The sequence below is a fragment of the Nonomuraea turcica genome (genome assembly GCF_030718205.1).
GTDB lineage: Bacteria > Actinomycetota > Actinomycetes > Streptosporangiales > Streptosporangiaceae > Nonomuraea.
This window is the reverse complement of the sequence record NZ_JAUZQF010000025.1, coordinates 13,549-35,708: the sequence shown is the minus strand read 5'-3', so window position 1 is coordinate 35,708 and position 22,160 is coordinate 13,549. Positions and strand designations below refer to the sequence as shown.

Annotated in this window: 18 protein-coding genes; 5 read left to right on the top strand and 13 right to left on the bottom strand. The window is 68.1% G+C overall.

Features of this window, described 5'->3' with window-relative positions; all coding sequences use genetic code 11:
• Positions 1–179 precede the first annotated feature (179 nt).
• Positions 180–665, top strand: coding sequence for a GNAT family N-acetyltransferase (locus tag Q9G87_RS46255; RefSeq protein WP_305923023.1), 486 nt, complete (start codon positions 180–182; stop codon positions 663–665).
• A 294-nt stretch (positions 666–959) separates the two neighbouring features.
• The gene (locus tag Q9G87_RS46250) at positions 960–2,351 is read left to right on the top strand and encodes an MFS transporter (protein WP_305923022.1); all 1,392 of its coding nucleotides are present in this window, start codon (positions 960–962) and stop codon (positions 2,349–2,351) included.
• Here Q9G87_RS46250 and Q9G87_RS46245 read toward each other — a convergent pair.
• Complete coding sequence (locus Q9G87_RS46245) at positions 2,331–4,364, bottom strand: tetratricopeptide repeat protein (protein ID WP_305923021.1); 2,034 nt, start codon at positions 4,362–4,364, stop codon at positions 2,331–2,333. The two genes, Q9G87_RS46250 and Q9G87_RS46245, sit on opposite strands and share 21 nt — an antisense overlap.
• A 155-nt stretch (positions 4,365–4,519) precedes the next feature.
• Positions 4,520–4,678 carry a hypothetical protein gene (locus Q9G87_RS46240; RefSeq protein WP_305923020.1) on the bottom strand — a complete coding sequence of 53 codons (159 nt, stop codon included), beginning with the start codon at positions 4,676–4,678 and terminating at the stop codon, positions 4,520–4,522.
• 165 nt (positions 4,679–4,843) lie between these two features.
• Here Q9G87_RS46240 and fxsT point away from each other — a divergent pair, with 165 nt between their 5' ends.
• Complete coding sequence (gene fxsT / locus Q9G87_RS46235) at positions 4,844–7,357, top strand: FxSxx-COOH system tetratricopeptide repeat protein (RefSeq protein ID WP_305923019.1); 2,514 nt, start codon at positions 4,844–4,846, stop codon at positions 7,355–7,357.
• 51 nt (positions 7,358–7,408) lie between these two features.
• On the opposite strand, the gene Q9G87_RS46230 is transcribed toward fxsT, so the two are convergent.
• The 9 genes from Q9G87_RS46230 to Q9G87_RS46190 all read right to left on the bottom strand — a co-directional run bounded on the left by Q9G87_RS46230 (position 7,409) and on the right by Q9G87_RS46190 (position 18,173).
• Complete coding sequence (locus tag Q9G87_RS46230) at positions 7,409–8,641, bottom strand: FxsB family cyclophane-forming radical SAM/SPASM peptide maturase (protein ID WP_305923018.1); 1,233 nt, start codon at positions 8,639–8,641, stop codon at positions 7,409–7,411.
• Between the two features lie 70 nt (positions 8,642–8,711).
• Positions 8,712–11,432: a hypothetical protein gene (locus Q9G87_RS46225; protein WP_305923017.1), complete on the bottom strand. Its 2,721-nt coding sequence runs from the start codon at positions 11,430–11,432 to the stop codon at positions 8,712–8,714.
• Positions 11,425–12,396 carry a hypothetical protein gene (locus tag Q9G87_RS46220; RefSeq protein ID WP_305923016.1) on the bottom strand — a complete coding sequence of 324 codons (972 nt, stop codon included), beginning with the start codon at positions 12,394–12,396 and terminating at the stop codon, positions 11,425–11,427. The genes Q9G87_RS46225 and Q9G87_RS46220 overlap by 8 nt, the downstream gene beginning before the upstream one ends.
• Positions 12,397–12,399: 3 nt before the next feature.
• Complete coding sequence (locus Q9G87_RS46215) at positions 12,400–13,632, bottom strand: KAP family P-loop NTPase fold protein (RefSeq protein ID WP_305923150.1); 1,233 nt, start codon at positions 13,630–13,632, stop codon at positions 12,400–12,402.
• 100 nt (positions 13,633–13,732) lie between these two features.
• Positions 13,733–14,431 carry a GAF and ANTAR domain-containing protein gene (locus tag Q9G87_RS46210; RefSeq protein WP_305923015.1) on the bottom strand — a complete coding sequence of 233 codons (699 nt, stop codon included), beginning with the start codon at positions 14,429–14,431 and terminating at the stop codon, positions 13,733–13,735.
• A 190-nt stretch (positions 14,432–14,621) separates the two neighbouring features.
• Positions 14,622–15,497, bottom strand: a complete 876-nt coding sequence (locus Q9G87_RS46205) for a 1,4-dihydroxy-2-naphthoate polyprenyltransferase (protein ID WP_305923014.1) — start codon at positions 15,495–15,497, stop codon at positions 14,622–14,624.
• A complete protein-coding gene (locus Q9G87_RS46200) occupies positions 15,497–16,105 on the bottom strand; it encodes a GNAT family N-acetyltransferase (protein ID WP_305923013.1) in 609 nt (202 codons plus the stop codon). Before Q9G87_RS46200 ends, Q9G87_RS46205 begins: the two co-directional genes overlap by 1 nt.
• A gap of 44 nt (positions 16,106–16,149) precedes the next feature.
• Positions 16,150–16,665, bottom strand: a complete 516-nt coding sequence (locus Q9G87_RS46195; RefSeq protein ID WP_305923012.1) for a CGNR zinc finger domain-containing protein — start codon at positions 16,663–16,665, stop codon at positions 16,150–16,152.
• A gap of 104 nt (positions 16,666–16,769) precedes the next feature.
• Positions 16,770–18,173, bottom strand: coding sequence for an aminotransferase-like domain-containing protein (locus tag Q9G87_RS46190; RefSeq protein ID WP_305923011.1), 1,404 nt, complete (start codon positions 18,171–18,173; stop codon positions 16,770–16,772).
• A gap of 91 nt (positions 18,174–18,264) precedes the next feature.
• Between Q9G87_RS46190 and Q9G87_RS46185 the strand changes: the two genes are divergently transcribed.
• On the top strand, positions 18,265–19,164 hold the full coding sequence (locus Q9G87_RS46185) for a DMT family transporter (RefSeq protein ID WP_305923010.1): 900 nt from the start codon (positions 18,265–18,267) through the stop codon (positions 19,162–19,164).
• Between the two features lie 46 nt (positions 19,165–19,210).
• Positions 19,211–20,233 carry a hypothetical protein gene (locus Q9G87_RS46180; RefSeq protein ID WP_305923009.1) on the top strand — a complete coding sequence of 341 codons (1,023 nt, stop codon included), beginning with the start codon at positions 19,211–19,213 and terminating at the stop codon, positions 20,231–20,233.
• A 70-nt stretch (positions 20,234–20,303) separates the two neighbouring features.
• Here the strand turns inward: Q9G87_RS46180 and Q9G87_RS46175 are convergent, their stop codons facing one another.
• Entirely contained in the window at positions 20,304–20,783 is a 480-nt protein-coding gene (locus Q9G87_RS46175; protein WP_305923008.1) for a GntR family transcriptional regulator, read from the bottom strand.
• A gap of 41 nt (positions 20,784–20,824) precedes the next feature.
• Positions 20,825–21,331 carry a GntR family transcriptional regulator gene (locus tag Q9G87_RS46170; protein ID WP_305923007.1) on the bottom strand — a complete coding sequence of 169 codons (507 nt, stop codon included), beginning with the start codon at positions 21,329–21,331 and terminating at the stop codon, positions 20,825–20,827.
• Positions 21,332–22,160: the final 829 nt, after the last annotated feature.

Genomic DNA, 22,160 nt, shown 5'->3' with positions numbered 1-22,160 from the left:
CGCCGCGCTGCGCTGAGGTGGCTCTGTGGTGGCTCTGACCCGGCTGCACGGCGTGCCCACCACCTGGCGGGTCGTGGGCACGTCGTGAGGAGAGGGCCCCGGCTCCGCACAGCCGGGCCTACGATCATCAACACTAATACGAGCGGCGAGATCCGCCCGAAACATGAGATCGTGTCGGCATGGTGCGATGGGCGGTGGCCGGCGAGCTGGCCGGGCTGGTGACGATCGAGCTGGCCGCGGATCGGCTGTTCGAGCAGGTGGGCATCACGTTTCCGCCCGGGACCACCATGATCGAGGAAGTGGACGACCCCGGAACGGTCCTGGTCGAGGGGGCGCCGCCGGCCGGGTTCGCGCTGGTCGGCTGGGTGGACGGCAACCTGCATCTCGACCAGTTGGCGGTCCATCCTGACCACATGCGCAAGGGCATCGGCGGGCGGCTGGTGGCCGCGGTGATCGACCATGCGGGGGCGGCCGGCGCGCCGCACGTGACGTTGACGACGTATCGGGACGTGCCGTGGAACGCGCCCTGGTACGCGCGCCACGGCTTCACCGTGCTCCCCGAGGAGGAGTGGGGGCCGGAGCTGCGGGCGCTGGTGGAGCACGAGCGGGAGCTGGGCATCGAGGTCGCCCCGCGCGTGGTGATGAGCCGCGCCATGCGCCGCTAAATCACGACTTAGTAGGGCAAAGTCTGACATTAGAGGTCGATCGCCGCGTGATGTCGCATTGAGATCAGACCATGGCCAGTGGTGATCTGCTAGGTCTGTTTTGTCTGATTACGGTTTTTATTCATTCGGCTGATCATGCGGCGTATTAAGTTTCACCTACGCATCAGATAGCGGCGGTCCTAAACGGGCGCCAGGTGGGTAGTCTCAGGTCTGGTCCCCTATACTTCGACGGGTCGCGACCGGAAAGATCTGGTAAGCAGTCCTATCCCCCCCAGCAAAGAGGCGGGTTGTATCATGCTCGACCTCGCTCTTGACCGAAAGGTCGGGCCCGAAAAGGTAGGGGGCGTGGACAAACCGGTTGATCGGGTGCACGGCGGTTCGACGCCGTCCGTGCCGAAAAGGGCCAGATTTGCCCTTGTGTGGGCGGGTTCGGCTATTTCCACGGTCGGCACACGGACACTGGGTGTCGCCTATCCCCTCCTTGCCCTGGTGCAGACCGGTTCGCCCACAGCCGCGGGCTGGGCCGGGTTCGCTCTGACGATTCCCATTCTCCTCTTCTACATTCCGGGCGGGCTTCTCGTCGACGTGATCTCCCCCCGCCGCGTCATTCTCTGCGCGGAGTTCGGGCGCATGGTGAGCGTGGTCTCCGTGCTCGCGGTCATGCCGTCCGGAGGCCCGTCCCTCACGCATCTTCTCTTGGCGGCGGCGGCGGAGGGGACGTTGTGGGTCCTCTACACCTTGGCGGAGGCGGCTCTGCTGCCGTCCATCGTGCAGCCCGTCATGATGCACCAGGCGCTGGCCAAGAGCGAAGGTGCGAGCCATCTCGCCTCCATCGCCGGCAGGCCGCTGGGCGGCTACCTCTTCGGGGTCGGGCGCTACGTCCCTTTCATAGTCAATGCTGTGCTCTTCGCCCTCTCCTGCGGTCTGTTCTTCGGGTGGGGGCGCGACACCGTGAAACGTTCGGCCCGGCCTTCGCGGTTGCGGGATCTATCCAAGGGATTTCACGAGCTCACCCGGCAGCCCTTCCTCGGAAGTTCCATTGTGGTGATCACCTTCACCAACCTGATCGTGAACACGCTGATCATGATCTTCGTCGCCGGATCGGAGGGCATGTCCTCGCTCAAGATCGGGATCGTGCTCGCGGCCGGCGGCGTCGGTGGCGTGGTGGGTTCGGTTCTGGCCCTCCTCCTGCCCCCCGTACGTCGGGTGCTGCGGCTGCACATGTGGATCTGGGTCGTGGGGCTGACCCTGGCGGCGGTGGGCGCAGAGCTCGGGCTGCCGTCATACTTTTTCGCCGCTGCCCTTCTCTGCACGGGGATCGGCGGGGCGTTGAGCAATGTGGCGATCAGGTCCGTGGAGATTCACACGATCGATCCGGGGACGCTGGCCCGTGTCATCGGCGTCTCGAGGCTGTCCTCCTACGGTGCGCTCTGCCTGGCCGCGCCTTTGGGCGGCCTCATGGTGACCTGGGGCGGAGTTACGGGCGGCTCCTGGGCCCTGTGCCTGCTCATGCTGCTCGCGGCGGCGTTGACCAGCTGGAAGCCGGCACGTGCGAGACTGACCCCGCTCCTGCCGCCCGGCCTGCCGAGTCCCGATCTGCCGAAGAAGCTGAGCGGCCTGAGCGGCTTGAGCGGCGGCTTGTGCTTCTTCCAGGACCTGGCGACGTCACCCGGCGCTGACGGCTAGCTCCCTCGCGTGGTTGACCAAGTGGCCGGGCAACGCGGGCGCCTTCGCCGAGATCGCGCGCCTGGCCAGATCCGCCGCCGACGTGGTCTTGCCCGCGAGCTTCTCCACCCGCGCCGCGTACAGCAACAGTGGGCCATGCGCCACGGCTGGGTCGTTGTCGGCCGTCTCCGCCAGCGCCTCGATCATTTCCTGCTGCGCCTGCATCACGCTGTCGCTCTGAGCGAGCGCGAGTGCGTGTGCGACCTTGGCGAACGGCCACCGCAACGGTTTGGCGCGATCGAGATCGCGTAGCGCGGCTTGGGCCTTTCCCATGCCGGCCAGGATCTGGCCGCGGATGAGCAGGGCGTCGGTGTTGTCGCCTTCCCTGTCCAGCACGCCGTTGAGCACGCCTATCGCCGCGTCAGGATGACCGCCGTGCCAGAGCGCCAAGGCCAGTTCCGTCTGGATCGTGAGGTCCGCGGGAACGCGTACCATCGCGGCGTACAGCTCGCGCACCGCCGTGGCGGGAGAGCCCTGGGCCAGCCGCAACCTCCCGATGGCGGTCAGCAGAGGGCCGACGGCGGCGGCCGCGCCCGCCGTCTCGAAACCTTTGGCGGCCGAGCTGTAGTGCTCGATGGCTCTGTCGAGATCGCCGCCCTCGTGCGCCACGTTGCCGAGCAATGATTCGATCCGCGCGCGTAGCGACAGATCACGCTCCTGTGACCGGCCCAGTGCCTTCTCGCCGAGCGTGGCCGCCAGGAGGAGGTCACCTTCGCGCAGAGCGATCTCGGCCCCATGGAGGAAGTCCTCTGGCGTCCGGCGGGCCGAAGAGTGGCCGGTCGGCCGGTCGGCCAATGGGGCGGGCTGGAGCAGCCGGTCGTAGGCCAGCTCGTACGACCCCTCGCCCATGCGCTGGTCGGCCCTGAGTAGATGCCGCTTCACCAGCAGGGCGACCAGGGTATTGCCGATGCCCTTGGTCCTGATCGCGCTCCGGCGTACGGGCTGCCGGTCGGCGAACGTCAGCCGCAGCCACGACCGCAGCCTGCGCTCGTCTCCGTCGAACCGCTCGGAGGCGATCTCCCTGATCTCCTTGTCGTAGTGCTCGGACAGCGCCGTGTCGACGTGATCGTGCACATGGGCCTTGGTGATCTCGGTGGTTTCCGGCGGTAGAGATCTCCACAGGGCCTCGCAGACCACTTGCAGCTGGACCGGCTCCACTTCCTGCGCCTGCTTCCGGCTGCTCGTGCGTGCCCTGACCTTGATGAGATCGCGCACGAGCTGCTCGGCCGTGTCCGCGGCGAACACCCGGCCGGTGCCCTGGAGCGGCTTCTGCACGGCCTCCAGGGCGCCGTCGAAGCTCAGCGCCTCCAGGGGGAAGCGTTCCGCATCGATGTCCTCGTCGTCCCGCTCGTCCGAGGCACTCCTCCGGTCGGCTGCGGCGAGCTCCCATTCGTACGGGAGGAGGTCCATGAGCCGATCGACGCGGATGGACAGCAGCAGCCGCAGGTCGTCGTCCGCGCGTAGCGCCTCGGCGAGTTGGCCGAAGAACCAGTCCCGGTAGAGCCGGTGCTGCCGGTCGCCGGTGAAAAGCTCCTCGGCCTGGTCGATGGCCACCAGCCGGGGAACACGGTCGCCGAAGGCGTCGCGTTTGGCCGGCCGGGCGCGGAGGTAGGCGGGGATGCTCATGCCCGCCAGCCGATTGGGCGGCATCTGCGGAGACCACGACATCAGCAGAGCGAGAACGTACGGATTGTGTGGCGGGAGCGCGGCCCGGGGAAAGGCCGAGCCATAGGAGACCTGGCCAAGGGGCAGCACATCGGCCGTGTGCGCGCCGAGCATCGGTATGACGCCCGCCTGGAGCAGCGAGGTCTTGCCGACCCCGGAGGAGCCGTAAAGCACGGTCAGCCGCTGCGACCGCCACAGGTCGCGTAATTCCCGGGACTCCTCGTCACGTCCGAAGAATCGGTGGCGGTCCTCCCGGTGAAAGGGGCGTAAGCATTGATACGGCCCCTGGGAAGCTTGGTGTGCGTTCATGCCGGAAGTCGCCATGCTGATCCCACCCGCAGTCGCAATTCTCCGGGCGACATTTTCCCATGCACGCTGCGATCAGCACACCTACCCGGGGAGAAAAGGTGCTTTTGAGACATGCCTTCAGCTCACCGCTCGCCGGCGTATGTGACAAGCCTCCCTCAGATGGAGTTGCTGAAGCCTCCGACCCGCTCGTGGTCGTCGGCCAGGCACGAAGCCAGCACCGCTCGAAGTGCGGCGCTCTCCATCGTACGCATCTCGTGCAAGGGAACACCGCTGATGTCGATCAGCGGGCTCGGCCCGTGGTGCCCGTCACGCATGTGCACTCCATCCATTTCCGGTCACCCGAATATCGGACGACAAGCAGGCGCTTTTTCGAACACGTTTCTATTTAGCATTCTGTGATAAACAGGGCGACTAATCAACCTCTAGGATGGGGGTCCTACGGGTGCCTTACCTCTTCGGGCGTGCAGCGGAGGACCGACGTGGCTGAAAATACCGTGCCATCGCAGGGGCCGAAGATCTGGGAACGTGTCCCCAAGCGCAATCCCAACTTCACCGGCCGCAAGGATCTTCTCACGGCGCTCAGGAAGAGCATCAACACCGTGACCGCCGTCGTGGCGCAGCCCCAGGCGCTGCAAGGCCTGGGTGGCGTCGGCAAGACCCAGCTGGCGATCGAGTACGCCTGGCAATACCGCGCCCACTACGACCTGGTCTGGTGGGTCTCCGCGGACCAGCCGCTGCTCGTCCCGTCGGTGCTGGCGGGGATGGCGCCGATCCTCGGACTGCCGCCCGCGACCAGCACCGGCGTGGAGCAAGCCACCCAGGCGGTCCTGCGTGCGCTGGAGAGCGGATCGCCCCACCGGAGCTGGCTGGTGATCTTCGACAACGCCGAGGATCCCGAGTACATCAAGGACTTCATTCCGAGAGGCCCCGGTCACGTCCTCATCACCTCGCGCAACTCGCGCTGGAGCGACCACGAGCCGACGATCCAGGTGGACGTCTTCAGGAGAGAGGAGAGCGTGGCGTTCCTCCGCAAGCGCCTGGGCGACGCGATCAGCTCGGAGGAGGCCGACCAGCTGGCCGACAAGCTCGGTGACCTGCCGCTCGCGCTGGAGCAGGCCGCCGCTCTGCTGGCCAGGACGCTGATGTCGGTGGAGGAATACCTCTCATTGCTCGATGAGCAGACGAGCAAGTTGCTCAGCCTGGAGAAGGCCCCGACCTACCCCCAGTCCATGACCGCGGCATGGCAGCTGTCGGTCTCCCAGCTCCAGGACCGCGTCCCCGCGGCCGTGGAGGTGCTGCGCTGCTGCGCCTTCTTCGGCCCCGAGCCCATCCCGCGTGACGTCTTCCGCCGCGGCAACCGAGTCGTCGGCCCGCGGCTCGCGCCCATCCTGTCCGACCCGATCGAGCTCACCAACGCGCTCAGCCACCTGGAACGCCTGGCCCTGGTCAAGGTCGAGCCGACCACCCGCACCCTCCAGGTCCACCGGCTCAACCAGGCGCTGCTTCGCGACGAGACCCCCGAGAAGGACCGCGCCGAGCTCCGTCACGAGGTCCACCTGCTGATGTCGGGCACCGCGCCGGCTGACCCGGACGACACGACCAATTGGGCGCGTTTCGAGGAACTCGCCGCCCACCTGGAGCCGTCGGGCCTGGTCGACTGCAAGGTGTCGGAGGTGCGCAGTTTCGCCCTCGACCTCGTGCGCTACATGTACGTGCGCGGCAGCTACCGGCAGGCGCAGACGCTGCTCAACGAGTACATCGACAGGTGGTCGCAGGCAAGTGGCGCCCAGCACAAGGACGTGCTGGCCGCCCAGGTCCACCTGAGCAACACCTACCTGGAGCTGGCCACGTACGCCGACGCCGAGCGACTCTTCGCGGAGACCTTCGAGCAGATGCGGGACTCTCTCGGTCCCGAGCACTCGGAAACGTTGTGGGCCCAGACCGGCTACGCCGCGGCACTGCGCGCCCGGGGCGACTTCTCCGCGGCGCGGCAACTCGACGCCGAAGCCGCGGAGATCTACAAGCGCCTGCACGGCGACACGCACCAGCTGACCCAGCGAGCCCGCTACAACCTGGCGCTCGACTACACCGTGACGAGCAAATACGACCAGGCTCGCGAGATCCTCCGGGACATCTTCCTGCACCAGAGCAGCGCGGAGGGCATCGGCAGACGCGCCTTGTTGCTGACGTGGATCAACATGAGCCGAGCCGTGCGCCTGAGCGGCCAGTTCCAGGTGGCGACCGACATGGCCGAAGAGGCCTACACCTACGGCGTCGCGCAACTGGGAGACGACCACCCCAACACCCTCCTGGCCGCCAAGGACTTCGCGATCTCCCTGCGCCGCAGCGGCCGGCTGGCGGACGCTCTCCAGCTCATGACAGACACCCACACCCGGCTGCAGCGGCTCTACGGAGACGGGCACGCCAGCACGATGGCGGCCGCACTGGGCCTGGCCAATGCGCTGCGCGCGAACGGCGATCTCGAAGAGGCGCTGGACATGGCCAAGCCCGCGGTCGAGCACTACCCCGATGTGTTCGGCGACGAGCATCCGTTCACCTACGCGGCCAGAATCGACCTGGCACTGCTTCTACGGCTGAGCGGAGACCCGGCGCTCGCACAGGACATGGACGCGAGCATTCTGACCCGGCTCAGCGACCGAGTCGGCCCCGACCACGACTATGTCCTGAGCTGCGCCATCAATCTGCAGAACGACCTGGCCGCGCTGGGCAGGCACGATGAGGCCCGCGCCCTGGGCGAGGAGACCCTCCGGCGGATCCGGACGTCCTTCACCCCCGACCACTACCTCGGCCTCGTGTGCGCGGCCAACCTGTGCCTGGACCTGCAGGCGACGGGGGCGGAGGAGGAGGCCAAGCGTCTGTTCGGAGAGACGACTCAGCGCTTCGAGGCGGTCATGGGGCGCGAGCATCCCGAGGCCCTCGCACTGCTCGCCGGCGAGCGGCTCAACTGCGACTTCGACCCGCCGCCCATTTAAGGTGCCGCCGCTGATCAACACGCGGCGTCGATCGTGTGTGGCGCGGATCCCTTATCTCGTTCCTCGCAGCCGCGCCACATCTCGCTCGCATCGTGCGCTGATGTAGCTGATCAGCCGGTACAGGTCGGCACAGTAGATCGACGGCTCGGCGAAGCCGGCGGCCGGGCTGTAGCGATGGGCGTACTGGCCGCCGCCGCAGGTGGAGACGAGGTCGCAGCGGCGGCAGGTGGGGGAGAGAGCCAGCTCACCTATCTGCCGGGCGACGATCGCCGGGTGCAGCAGCGCGCTGTCCAGGGAGTCGCGCAGCACGTGCAGCCGGGTCTCGGGAGCGCCGTGGTAGGTGCTCTTGAGGATGTCGGACTGCTCGATGCTGCCATCGGTTTCGATCACGACCATGCGCACGGGGGACAGCCCGACGGCTTCCGCGCGCGAGTGACTGCCCATCAGCAGCCGCATGATCTCCCTGAACAGACGGACCTCGGTCTGCAGGACCGGACTGTCGTACCAGATGTCGAAGATCTGGATCAGCCAGTCGGCGTACGGCGTCGCGAGGGAGTCCGGCTCTCGGAACGGTGGCGGCGCGGCCCAATTGCCATGCGGCAGCAGGAAGTCGATCGCCGGTGGGTCGTAGTCCAGCAGCGCCTGGTACGTGCGCACGGGATCGTTGCGCACGTCGATCGTGCACAGAATGCCGCTGAACAGGTGGTGGTACGTCCCCGCGGTCAACCGCCGGAGGGACTCGCTGACCAGGGCGTGGCTGCCGCGTCCGTCGGCGAAGAGACGGTGCCTGTCCTGGGCCTCGGCGTACCCGTCCAGGCTCACGCCGACGCGGATCTCCAAGGACTCGAACAGCTGCAGGTACGCCTCGTCGAGCCGGACGCCGTTGGTCTGGATGTGGACGTTGACCTTTGTGCCCGTACCCACCGCGCCGCGCACACCGCAGACCACGCGGGAGATGAGCTCAGGGCCCGCCAGCAGCGGCTCGCCGCCGTGCAGGATGACGTCGATCTCGGCCAGGTCGTGGCTGGAGGCGTGCTCGGCGATGCGCTCGACCGCGCGGTCGGCGATGGCGTCGGACATCCTGCGCGGCTGCTCGCGCCAGCTCTGGTCCGCCATCTCGTAGACGTAGCAATGGCGGCAGGCGAGGTCGCAGCGGCTGTGGACCTTCAGGATGAACTGCTGGAAGGCGAACGGCCTCCAGCCCTCCGCCAGCAACGCGTCGACGTCGATAAAGTCGGGGAACCCCCCGGTGCGCAGGGGCTTCGGTTCAGAGCTTGGTAACAACGGCTACCTCTTAGCGTCGTGATACCCCCCGGTCTTTATTTCTCACGATTTCGCCGGTGAGTCAAGATTTCTATCGATAAGAGCGAATTTCCTCTTGGTAATACAGCAATTCCTCGAAATGTAGGTAAAGTTCGTCGATTTCGGGAACAACGGGGAGCCAGTCGTTGGCGCCCAGCCCGTCCGGTTCGAGCGGGGACAGCAGGCGGGCGGCCGCTCTGAGCTCGTTCGGCGGGATCTCACCCGGAGCGAGCTGCGCCACCCCGCCCCGGTACGCCCGCGCCAGAGGATGATTCGGCCCCCGCACGCCGAGCGCGGCCAGCACCAGCTCGGCGGGCTGTTTGGACGGCGCGCCGGCGGCCAGCTCCAGCCGGTCCGGGTTGGCCAGCGCCACGAGAATGCGCAGCTCCGGCCGCAGGTCCCTGAGCGTGCGCGGTGGTCTCTCTGGATCCGTGTGCTGCTGCCTGCGCGCGAGGAGCAGCTGCACCTCGGGAATCCGCTCACGAAGGCCCCGCAGCACCTCCTCCACGCACTCGGAGGGGGAACGCTCGGTCATCGCCAGGCGGCGGCCGATGGCCTGCCGCACGAGCGCCAGCGGCTCCACCAGGATGGCGTTCGCCAGCGCGCGGTATCCGGCGTCCGGGTCCTCCTGGCAGGCGTGGGCGTACCGGATCGCGGGGTCGGCGGCGCGGGATCGGGCGTGCGGGCGCAGGTCGCGGCCGAGCTGGTCGAGGTCGGCACGGGCGTCGAGCGACACGCCTGGCCGGAACACCCACGACCTGGCCAGCAGCGTCGCGGGGACGCCACCGGCCAGCACCGCGAGAACGGCGCCGGCGACCAGCTGGGCGGATGGGGATGTTCCGCCGAGTGAAGCACTCAGCATGAGCAGCAGCACGGCCGCGACGGCGGCGCAGATCACCAGCACGACCCGCGTCTTCCACTCCCGCACCACGCGCGCGCGGGCCTTGCGGAAGTCGTCCCAGTCCGTCGCGGCCCGCGATGCCCTGACCTCGGCGATACGGTGGATCAGCTCCGCGCGCCTGGACGGCCACCCCGACGCCCTGGGCTCGGGCGGCCGGCCCACGTCGCCGAGGTTGCGGCCGAGCGCCGCGGACTCGCCGCGCCGCTGCGACCCCAGCTCCTCCAGATACGCCCTGAGCTCCCGCAACGTCTCGCTCAGCAACGCCGGATCCGACGCGGGCCGGTCCTTGGCCGCCAGCACGGACGCGGCCCGGGCCACGAGCTCGTCCAGCTCGCGGGAGAACGCCGGGGAGCCGTCGGCGACCAGCACCGCGTGCACCACGCGGCGCAGGGCGGTCAGGACCGGGGGGCTGACGTACCCGGTGACCAGGAGGGCCGTGTAGGCGGACGTGATGTCCCCGCCCGGCGCCACCATGTCGGCGGCGTTGGACACCTCGTCGTCGAAGAAGACCGCCTCGCTCAGCTTGATCACGACCTGCGGCTTGGGCGGCCCGGGCAGCCGGAACGTCGTCGAGGCGTCCTTGCCGGGGACGCGCTCGGCGTCGAGCCCGGCCGCCAGCAGCTTCGACTCCACGAGCATGGCCAGCTCCGGCAGCCCGGGGGCGCGCCGGTAGCGGAGCGCGGCGGTCCCGACCACGTCCGCGTTGATCTCCGCCCCCGCGGCCGCCGCCTCGAAGCTCGCCCAGGCCAGCTGGAGCAGCAGCCGGACGTTGCCGCCGCTGTGGCGCAGCAGCTCGCGCAGGCCGGCTTCCGTGATCGGCCTGATGTCCTCGCGGGGTGTCCGGCGTACGGCGTCGAGGTAGACCCGCAGCACGAGCCGGGCGTCGTCGGGCACGAGCGGCATCATGTGGACGGCGCCGGGGCCGATGCGCTGGTGCAGGTCCTGCGGCATGGCCTGCCAGCCGGCCTCGCTCGCCACCAGGAGCAGCAGCCCGCCGGCCCGTGGGACCACCTCGGCCAGGCTCTGCTGCAGCCCGAGGTTCGCCGGCACCGGGACCCCGTCCTCGAGCAGGAACTTCTCGCACTGGTCGAAGACCAGCACGAACGGCCGGCCGCCGCGGGTCACCAGCGTGGCCAGCAGTTGCAGGCCGTAGCGGCAGGTCTGGGGATCGTCGATCTGCTCGCCGACTCCGAGCGCCCTGGCGGCGTCGAGGTCGATCGGCCGGCCGCACAACCAGTCGTAGGCGGCGTCGGAGAACTCGGGGCGGATCAGGAACGACAGCGCCCGCTGGAATCGCCGCCCGTCACCGGTCACCGCGGCGATCTCCCTGGCCTGTGCCTCCAGCACCCGGCCCGCCTCGATCAGGTGGGCGTCGAACAGGTCGAACACCCTTGTCGGCTCGGTGTCGAGCGCGGACATGAGCCTGCCCCGATCGGCCGGCACGCCCGCGTTGGCGGCCTGGTCGCCGGCGAGCGTGCCGAGGTAGCGCACGACCAGGTCCGTGAGCAGGCCTTGGGACAGCTGGGGCACCAGACGGCGGTAGGCGGCGACCAAATCGTCGTCCTGGAAGCGCACGTACAGCTGGACCGCTTCCGGCTCCAGCAGGGCGATCCTGGCCATCATGCGGCGGGCCGCGTGCGTCTTGCCCGCGCCGTGGGCGCCGTACAGGCAGCCGAGGCCGCCGTGGCTGGTGGCCTCGTCCTGGAAGCCCTGTACGTACTCCTCGGCCAGGCGCTCGGCCTCGCGTACGCCGGGCAGCGGCGCGGTCGGCGTACGATCCGCCCACTCGCGCAGGACGTCCGGCAGGACCGTCTCCTCGGCGCTGACCGTGCCGCGGGCCGGGAAAGGATTGCGGGCGAGGTGTTCAGCCATGGAAGCCTCCTCTGCGCAGGTTGAGCCGGAGCCAGCTCTCATGGATACGCAGGCCGTCGGTCGGCCACGGCACGTCGCCGTCGTACTGGCGCAGCCGGGTGTCGAGCAGTCTGTGCAGGTGGCGCAGGGCCTGGCCGATGGTGCAGGAATGCTCCTGGAAGGCTTCGCACACGCCATCGGAGTCGAAGGGGCAGGGCGGGTGACCGGTCCACCGGTGGTGGGCGAGCGCCGCGATTTGGGCGGGGGACAGCGGGCTCAGATCGGTGATGTGCCCGCGCCTGGCGAACTCCTGCCGGTCCGCCCTCGTGAGCTGTACGGCGGTCGCGTGCCGATAGTTGTCGACGGTGAACACGACGACCGTGCCTGCGTTCTCGAACACCCTGGTGGCCTGGGTGATGAGCTCCTTGGTCGCCACGCCCTCGTAGCGGATGCCGAAGCCCATGTCGTGCGCGGCGAAGACAGAGGCGGCGTAGTCGGCGATCTCCTGGAGCTCGTAGTCGTCCATGGCCTGCGCACGCGGCCGCTTGCTCAAGTCCGCGAACATCTCGGCCAGCGCGGGCGGAACATCGATCTTGTTGGCGCGCATCTTGGCGCGTAGCGAGAGCAGGGTGGAGCGCAGGGTCCGGTAGGCGTCGTGCGTCATCTCGCCGCGCTCCGCGTAGTGCCTGACCAGCCTGAAGAGGGGCAGATGGGCGGTCCTGGCGCTCTGGTAGCGGTACATGACGTGGTTCGCCAGGGAGGTGCGGCCGCTGTTGCCCATGCCGGTGATGAGGAAGAAGGCCGGTGTGTCCGTGGCGGCGGCGCGTTCCACGGTCGCGTCGATGGCGGCGAGCCTGACGAAGCCCTCGAGGTCGAGCAGGCGGTGGCGGTCGTCCTCGCAGCCGAGGGGGTCCAGGGGGCGGCTGGCGTAGGGGTTGCCCGACGGCAGCCCGTACAGCTCGTAGCGGGCGTCGGTGACGTGCATCGCTCACCCGCCGATCATGGTCAGGTAGACGGGCAGCTCGTCCTCGAACGCCTCGAAGTCGGAGTCGGAGAACAGCGGCGCCAGGAAGTCCTGAGCGTTGTAATGCCTGCCCACCAGGTGCATCATGCGATCGGCCTGCCGCTTGAACCGCACGTTGAACTCCGGCAGGCGGTGCACCAGCTTGTTCTGGTAGATCAACTCGAGCGCCACGAGCAGGGCGGGCGTGCGCACGACGTCCGCGAACAGCTCCGGGGTCTGCACACGCAGCACCACCAGGCGGATGACCAGGCCCTTGTCCAGGCCGGCCAGGCCGGGGGTGCCCGCGATGATGGCCTCGGTCACGCGCAGCAGGTTGAGCACGCGTTTGATCTTGCGTGGGTTGGCAGAGAGGATCTTCTCCAGCGTCTTCACGTGCGCGCCGGCCAGCTCCCCAGGCTCGGAGTCCACGATGAAGCGGCCGACCTCGGCGGGGCCGAGCGGGTAAAGGTGCAGGGGGAGCTGGATCATCTTGTCCAGATATTCGTCGCCCAGGCGGTCCGTGGCGGTGAAGCCGAACGGCTGATACTTGATCGACACGCCCCGGTCCACCACGTCCTTGGCCAGGGCGATCAGCACGAAGACGTGCTCGATGTCCAGGAAGAGCTTGATCGACTCCAGCACGTCGATGATCTGGTCGGGCTCGCATCGGTCGAGGTCGTCGATGAAGAAGATGATTTTTCTGCCTTTTTCGGCCAGGCGGTCGGCCTCTTTTTGCAGGAGCGTACGCAGCCGGCCGGTCTGGCTGTCGACCTGGCCGCGCATCTCGGCATACTGCTGGGCCAGCTTGCCGATCTTCTCCACGCTCGCCGAGCCCAGGTTGATCTTCTTGAGCATCTCGTCGGCGGCCAGATTGAGCATGATCGCGCCGATCCGCTTGGCAGTGTCGGCGAAGCGGCGCTTGGGGTCCTCGTTGAGCTCGGTGTGCAGGGCGTTCAGGAGGGGGAGCAGCATCTGCGGCTCGCGGCGGTGCACCCAGGGGTTGAAATGCACGCGGACGAACTCGTCGCCGTGCCGGTCCAGGAGTCGCTCGTCCACCATTTTCAGCAAGGTAGATTTCCCGCTGCCCCAGGCGCCGTAAACACCGATGGTAAACGGCGTCTGCGTACGGGGATTGGTAATGACCGAAACGAGCGGGTCGACGTACCGGCGAAACTGGAGCAGATCTCCGTGCCAATTGACCGGCGCGTCAGAGAGCATTGCGATATCGGGCATCGTCCCCCCTTGAGGAAGAGGATGCATCCTCCGGGGCCCAGAAAACCTGCGGTTATCGAACTGTGATAACACGTGCCGGCGCTGATTACGCCCGGTCCGCCTTGCGCGGTGGCGGGTCCTCGAAACGGGAGTGTTGCGGGGGCTCTCCGGTCACCTTCTCCACGATCGTGGCCGCGACCTGGTGCAGCTTGACGTTCTTGTCCTGGGAGACGTGCCGGAGCACCTCGAACGCCTGGTGGGAGGTGCACCGGCGCTGCGCCATGACGATGCCGAGGGCCTGGTCGATGATCGCGCGGGTGATGAGCGCCTCCTTGAGCTGCGCGGCGACCTCCCGCAACCGGGCCACGTCGGCCGCCGCGCGGAACAACACGCCGATATGGCCGGCGGTCACGCGTACGGCGACCCAGGTCTCCTCGCTGAAGCCGCCGCACCGGCCGGAATACAGGGTGAGCACGCCCAGCAGCCTGCCCTCCGATTTCAGCGGCTCCGAGTGCAGGCTGAGCAGGCCGGACTCGGCCGCGAACCGGCGCCAGCGGGAGTCCGCGCCCAGGTCCGTGGCCGTCACCGGCTCTCCGGTGTCCAGCGCGTCGAGGCAGGGCCCCTGACCGGCGGCCGACTGCAGCTCATCGAGCACCTCGGCACGCTCGTGCGAGCAGGCGACGGTACGCAGGCCTTGCTCGGCGGGCAGCGCGATACTGACCATCGGGGAGTCGGGCATCGCGCGGGTGGCGATGCTGACGCACTCGGCGAGTGCCCGTTCGAATTCCTCGATGTCCGTGGGCACGCTTGGCCGGTTCAATTAGATCCCTCGCGCTAGGTGCGACGGCGGGTCACTTTCTCCGGACCACTGGACTAAAAGACTGCCCCAGTAAGGGGTTCCTACGCTAACGCCTCATGCCGTTCCGCGGCGCTCGCCGGGAGGCACGCGTTCGTCGGGAGATCGGGGCGCTCGTCAGAAGATCGGGGGCCGCTCGTCAGAAGATGATCGCGAGTCCCACGGCGAACAGCAGGCCGTACGCCATCTGCAGCTTGCCCGTCTGCTGCAGGACCGCGATCAGCGCAGGACCCACGGCCTTGCTCAGCACCGTCCTGATCGGGGTGATCGCCAGCGGCGCGGCCAGCAGCACGAGCGCGGCCCACGGCGTGATCGGCACCATCGCCAGCGCCACCACGAACGGCACCACCTGGCACACCACGTACAGCGCCCGGGTGCGCTCGGCCCCCAGCACGACCGCCAGCGTGCGTTTGCCGGCCTGCCCGTCGGTCCCCACGTCACGCAGGTTGTTCACGACGAGCATGGAGCACGACAGCAGTCCCACCGGGATCGAGGCGAGGAGCGCGGCCCAGCTCAGCGACTCTGTCTGGACATACGCGGTCCCGACCACGGGCACGATGCCGAAGAACACGAACACGGCCAGCTCGCCCAGGCCGCGGTAGCCGTACGGGCGTTTGCCGCCGGTGTAGAACCAGGCGGCCGCGATCGCCGCCGCGCCCACCAGCAGCACCCACCAGGCCTGCGTGACCAGCACCAGGACCAGCCCCAGCACCGCCGCGACAGCGAAGCAGCCCAGCGCCGCGATCAGCACCTCCCGGGGCGTGGCCGCGCGCGAGCCCACCAGCCGCATCGGGCCGACCCGCTGATCGTCGGTGCCGCGGATGCCATCGCTGTAGTCATTGGCGTAGTTGACGCCGATCTGCAGCGAAAGGGCCACGAACAGCGCCAGGAGCGCCCGCCACCACACGAAGCCGCCCTCGCCGATCGCCACGCCGGTGCCCACCATGACCGGGACGATGGCGTTGGGGAGCGTGCGCGGGCGTGCGCCGGCGATCCACTGTGCGGGAGTGGCCATCAGCTGATATCCGTCGTGAGCCGGACCATCCTGATCGGGCGGCCCATGTCCAGGACGCGTTCGGCCATGTCCTCGCCCCAGCCGGCCGACTCGAGGAAGCCGAGCACCGGGTGGTTGTCGGCGAACACCCAGGTGACGATCTGCCGGAAACCGTCGTCGCGCAGGTAGTCGACGGTGGCGTTGAGCAGGCGGCTGCCGTGGCCCCTGCGGACGAAGTCGGGATCGACCAGCAGCGTCAGCATCTCGGCCACCACGCTGGGGTCGAGGTCGGGATCCTCGGCGGGGGCGTGGGAGGCCAGGCCCACCACGCGCTCGCCGCCGCGAGGGGTGACCAGGGCGGCGCTGCCGCCCGCGCCGAGCGCCGGGAAACCCTCGGTGTCGAGGATGGTCTCCACCGCCACCAGCACGCGATGCATGGGGGTGGGAGGGGCGACGATCGCCTCGTCCCACTGCCGCAGCCACATCTTCTCCGCTGCCGGGCCGGTCATCTGCTCAAGCGGCCCCTCGGGGAGGAAGTCCCGATAGCCGTAGCGCCAGGCGCGAATCTGGCAATTCGCCACCTGGAGCACATCCTCGCGCCGGGCCGCCCGAACGCCTACGTCTGCCATCTCGGCCCGCTCCTTCGCCTGCCGTACGTGCCACAAGGCACGAGTTACACCGTATCGGTGTTTGACACTGGGAGACGACGCGAACCCCGCTTCCTCGCCCGGTAAGCGCGTGTCTTGGTGCGGTTGCCGCATACCCGCATAGAACACCACGAGCGGGAACGGTTCTTCGAAGAGTCGATGAACGCCCACTGACAGGTTCCCTCCGCGCACACCTTGAGCCGGTCCCACCCCGCCCCCACTGTGGCGGCCGCGATCCTGGCCAAACCCCCGGGTACGCCGCTCCGTGCCGGCACCAGCTCCGGGGCGCCGTTCGCCTGGGCGCTCACCTGAAGCGGGAGGTCGGGGAAGTCGGCTCGTTCCCGCCTGAGAGCCGCCCTGAGGGCCTCGCGGAGGGTGTGCGCGGTGTGGAGGTCGTCGTCGGTGGCGCGGTCGCGGGGGGCTATGAGGTCGCGTTCGCGCAGCCAGAGGGCCAGATCGGCGGGGGAGGAGAGGTCGTCGGTGTCGGATTCGACGTCGTAGGTGTTCACGAAGTCTCGGATGAGCTCCGCGGAGAACGACATGCCCGCCACTCTACTGGCACTGTGATCAAGAACTGGTCGGCGCCCCGGGTGGGTCGTCCACGGCCCGGCTCAGGCACTAGGGCATCGGACCTGCGCCAGGACGGTCATCGGACCTGCGCCAGGGCCTGGGCGAGGCGGCGTACTCCTTCGTGCAGCTCCGGCAGATGGGTGGCCGCGATGTGCGTCACCCTGATCCGCGGCCCCGGCGGCTCGGACGGGTAGTACATCCTGCCCGGGCTCACCAGCACACCGTTCCTCCGGGCGGCCTCGACGAATGCGTTCTCGTCGACCTCGGCCGGCAGGCGTACCCACAGGTGCATCCCGCCGATCGGCAGCAGGTGGAGCTCCGCCTCGGGCATGCGTGCGGCGAGCGCCGCCGCGAGCGCGTCGCGCCGCGTCCGGATCTCGGCGTGCACGGCCGTCAGGTGCCGCCGCCAGACCGGTGACCCGACGAACTCCAGCGCCGTCTCCTGCAGCGGCCGCGCCACGAAGAACGACTCCACGAGCTGGCTGGCCCGCAGCCGGCGCGCGGCCGGTCCGCGAGCGATCACCGCGGCCACCCGCATGCTCGGCGACAGGATCTTCGTCAGCGAGCCCACGTTGACGACGGTCCCGTGCTGATCCATGGACGCCAGCGACGCAGGCGCGTGCTCGGTCAGGTAGCGGGCATAGTCGTCCTCGACCACGAACGCCCCGGCCGCCCTTGCCACCTGCAGCACTTGCTCCCTGCGTTCGAGGGGCAGGGTGGCGCCGGTCGGGTTGTGCAGCGTGGGCTGGCAGAAGAACACCCGCGCGCCGGTGACGGCGAACGCCTCGGCCAGCAGCTCCGGCCGTACGCCATCCCTGTCCATGGGTACGGCCGTCGCGCGCAGCCCGGCCGCCTTGGCCGCCGCCAGCGCGCCGGGGTAGGTGGGGGTCTCGACCAGCACCGGCGTGCCGGGGGCCGCCAGGGCCCTGAACGCGTGTGTCAGCGCCGCCTGACCGCCGCTGACGATCAACGCGTCGGCCGCGGTCACGTCGCCGCCCGTCTGGGCCGCGAACCACCGCCGCAGCTCGGGGAGTCCCGTCAGGGGCGGCTTGGCCCAGGCGTCCGGCCGCCGCACCGCCCGCGCCGCCGCGGCCCCCAGCTGCTTGTCGGGCCGCAGTCCGGGATGCAGATAGCCACCGGTCAGCGGCACCACTCCCTCGGGGACCGACGCCAGCAACTCCGCGACCGGACCGTCGTCGACCACCCGGTCCCCGAGCGCGACCGTCTGCCAGGACAGGTCGGCGGTGTCCTGCCCCTTCCCGACCTGGTGCCGCTGCGCGACGAAGGCGCCGCTGCCCGGCTTCGTGACGACCCTGCCCTCGGCCGCCAGCTGGCCGATGGCGCGCGAGACGGTGACGGGGCTGACGTTGTGCCTGCGCATGATCTCCCGGCTGGACGGGAGTCGTGCGCCGGGGCCGAGCCGGGCGGCCTCGTCACGCAGTATCGCGGCGATCTGGGCGATACTGCTATCGTTGCTCATGAGAGATAAGAATAGCGCTACTGTCTCTGAGGGAGTAGCGGTCCCGCCCCATAGCTCTCACAACGGTCATGATGTTGAGCACGAAGGGGACGTGCTGTATGGCGACATCCGCCGCCATCACAAGCCCCGCCACCGCCAAGGCACGGCCCTGGCCTTCCTCGGTGTCCTTGCCTTCTCCGGCTCCTTCCCCGCGACCGTCTTCGCCATGGAAGGCTTCGACCCCTGGCTGGTCGCGATCGGCCGGGCCGCGATCGCCGGCCTGCTGGCTCTGGCCTGCCTGAAAGTCATGGGTAAGCCCCTCCTCCCCCCGAGGCCTCTCTGGCCGTCCTACGCCCTGATCTCGCTCGGGGTGGTGTTCGGCTTCCCTGTCTTCAGCGGCCTGGCCCTGGCGCTGGGTGCGAGCACCGCGCACGCCGCCGTGGTCATAGCACTCCTCCCCGCCGCCACGGCCGTCTGCGCCGTGCTCAGAGCAGGCGAGCGCCCCCGCCCTCTCTTCTGGGCGGCCTGCTCGGCCGGCGCCATCGCCATCACCACGTTCACCTTCACCCAGCACCAGGGCAGCGCATCCTGGCCTGACCTGCTGCTGCTCTGCGCCCTGATCTCGGCCGCGGTCGGCTACACCGAAGGCGGCCGCCTGTCCCGCCGGCAGCCGGGCTGGCAGGTGATCTCCTACGCCGTCGTCCTTTCCCTCCCCCTGACGGCCCCGATCACCATCGTGCTGGCCCTGACCACCGCCACCACCTTCACGCCCCACGCCATCGCCGGTTTCGCGTACGTGGCGGCCATCTCCATGTTCCTGGGCTTCTTCCCCTGGTACGCGGGCCTGGCCAAGGGCGGCATCGCCAGAGCCGGCCAGACCCAGCTCACCCAGCCCCTCCTGACCCTCGTCTGGGCCTGGTTCCTCATGGGCGAGAGATTCGGCCTGGTCACCGTGGCCGCGGCGCTGGCGGTGCTCGTCTGCGTGGCCATCACCCAGCGCGCCCGTACTTGAAAGCCGTGACGCTGCCCCGCAGGATTGGGGGAGGAGGTGTCACAACATGGCGGACCTCACGATCCCGGAGGGCGGCTTCTGGCCAGCGCCGGAAATCCCGCAGCCCAACATCTATCCCATGGAATGGCGCGTCGAGACGGAGAAGCTCGCCGCCATCTACGAGAAGTCCAAGCGCATGGTCTGGAATCCGGCCGACCTTCCCTGGGACGGCCTGAACGCGGAGGACTTCACCCGGGAGCAGCGCCTCGGGATCATGTACTGGTTCGCGGTCCTGGCCAACTTCGACGCCTCGGGACCGGCCGTCTTCGCCCGCGCCACGATCCAGGCCTTCGAGAAACATGAAGAGGATCCGGTCAGGAAGTGCTTCTTCTCCATCACCCGCGATGAGATGAACCACGAGGAGTGCTGCCAGCGCACCATCGCCAAACTCTGGCCGGGCGGCCCGCTCGACTGGACCCCGTCGGACGATCTCGAATCAGCCGCCCACAACAACATCGGCTGGCTCTACCACAACGGCGGCCGCTACTGGAACGGCTATACCGCGGCCGTGGGCAAATACTCGCTCCCGGTGCTCTTCACCAGTTTCATGATGGGCGAGATGGCCGCCTCCACGCTGTTCAGGGGCATGGCGTCAGGCACCCAGCACCCGGTCTTCAGCGAGATGTTCCACCGCATCGGCCGCGACGAGTCCCGCCACCTGCAGATCTGCATGACCATTCTGGAAAACGAATGGCCGGGTCTCACGGACGAGATCCGCACCCTCATCACCCGCCAGCTCAGAGCCGGCTTCGTCTTCCTCAGCATGATCCTCTGGGAGCCCCCGGAAGGCTTCTGGGAACTCCCGCCCTACTTCCTCCCCAACCACCGCGTCCTCATGAACCACGCCAGAGACGCTGGGCTGGGGGTGTTGTCGTATGAGGAACAGGCCGAGAACTGGCGCGTCGCCATGGCCAAGATCCGCGCCATCGTGGAACGCTGGGGGATCGCCTTCCCCGCCATTCCTGAGCTGGACCTGGAAGGCGTGCCGGTCGAGTTCATCGATCCGGAAGAGATCATCCCGGTCTTCTAGGATCGGGCGCCCTGTGGCCTCGCATGGACGGACTCCGCGTCCTCGAATCCGGCACGCCCGGCGCGCTCGGCTATTCGCTGGGCCAGTCCCCTGGATCGGATACGTAGGTGCCGCGGTAGGGCACTGTGAAGACCCATCCCTGCTCCCGCAGGTGCGCGACAGCCTTCCGCGCCGTGACCTTGGCGACGCCGTGCCGCTGCATCAGCGTCTTCTCGCTGGGTATTGCCCGATTCGGTCGGAGCTCACCGCGTTTGATCCGAGCAACGATGTCGTTCGCGATGCCCACGTACACAGCTCTCGTCTCCTTCATGCGGGGCACGCCGAGAGGACCGACGAATGTGCCCTCGCTTTGAACGGTATGGACGAGCTGACGCTGGCGGAGCTCTCGTGCCACCCTTCGCGCGGTCGTCCTTGCTATGCCGTATTCGGCCTCCATAGCCGCCTCGCTTGGAACGGCCTCTCCTGCGGGCAACATCCCGCTGGCGATCTGTTCCTCGATGATCTCGGCGACCTGCATGTAGAGCGGGACGGGCCCGTGGCGGTCGAGCATGCTCATATCGTAGACGTCTCGATACAAGCAGGCGAGTAAAGTCACGCCTGGGGCCACGACTCCTTGGGGGAGACGTAGCTGCCGCGCTGTGCAACGGTGTAGATCCACCCTTGCTCGCGCAAGAGTGACATAGCGCGCCGTACTGTTTCCCGCGCAACGTCGTACTGCTGCACTAGCGCGGACTCTCCCGGTATAGGTCGTCGTGGTAGGTACTCTCCCACCTTGATCTGCTCGGCGATGTCTGTCGCGATTTGCTGGTAGAGCGGCACTTTTCGCTTCTTGCGAGGGGCTTCGTCGGGTGTGCCGACGAAGGCGCCTTCGCCCTGAACGGTGTAGACGAGCCCTTCCTCGCGCAGTACGTGAATCGCACGTCTGGCGGTGGTCCTGGCGACCCCGAATTCCTGCTGGATGTCCGCCTCGCTCGGCACGGGGTGTCCGGACGACAGCCCAGAGACTCGGCGCCGAAGGATTTCGGCGATCTGAAGGTAGATGTGGGTGTCACCGTCGTAGTCGAGCACATAGGCAACATAGGCCAAGAGGTACAACATGCCTCATATCCTCCGGCCCGTGTAGACAGAGTCCTCTTGCTAGATAGACAGAAGAAGACAAGCAGACGTATGCTCCCTACATGGCTGAACTTCTTCCGCCGCCAAGTGATGACTCCTGTCTCGGCGTTCACGTGCCGGAGCCGCGCCCCAACCACACGGTGCTGAGGTGGGCCCCTGTTCAATCGACTGTCGACCGCGTACGTGTCCGGGCGTACACGTGCGACTGTCAGCCCACGTTCTACGAGCTGTGCCAGGCAGGGGGTCTGCTCTTCATCCGTAGGACGCAACGGCTTGGCGCAAGGGTGCTGGTGAACGAGAGCGAGCCATTTCGGTACGCCAAAGCATTGATCATGTGGACCAAGCTGATGGAGGGATTGGCCTGGTGACGCGAGTTCCCGGCTCTCCTGCTGCCGTCGAGCCGGGATGCATGGCTTTCGTGATCAAGGGATCTAAGGGCGCTTCACAAAGTCATGATTCGCGGGTCCATGGCCTTTATGCCGTGCCCGTTCAAGAGGACAGGTTCTTCGGGCCAGGCCTGTCTGTTCCCGGCAGGCGTCATCCAGGAGCGCCGCGCCTGCCGGCGTAACGACCTATAGATGCGGCCACGGGCGAGAACGCGCATGGATCCTGTCAACGTCGGTGTCCTGACATCCTAAGAGCGTTCCGCGCGGCAAAACATGACTGATCGCCCAAGTTATTTGCTGCTATCCGGGGATTTCATCCGAATTATGGGCAAGCGGCATAGACAAGAGGTGTGGCAGGGGGCCCGGATTGGGGCAACTGCGCAGATTTGCCGCATATGGGCACCCCTGCCAAAGCGCGTGAAGCC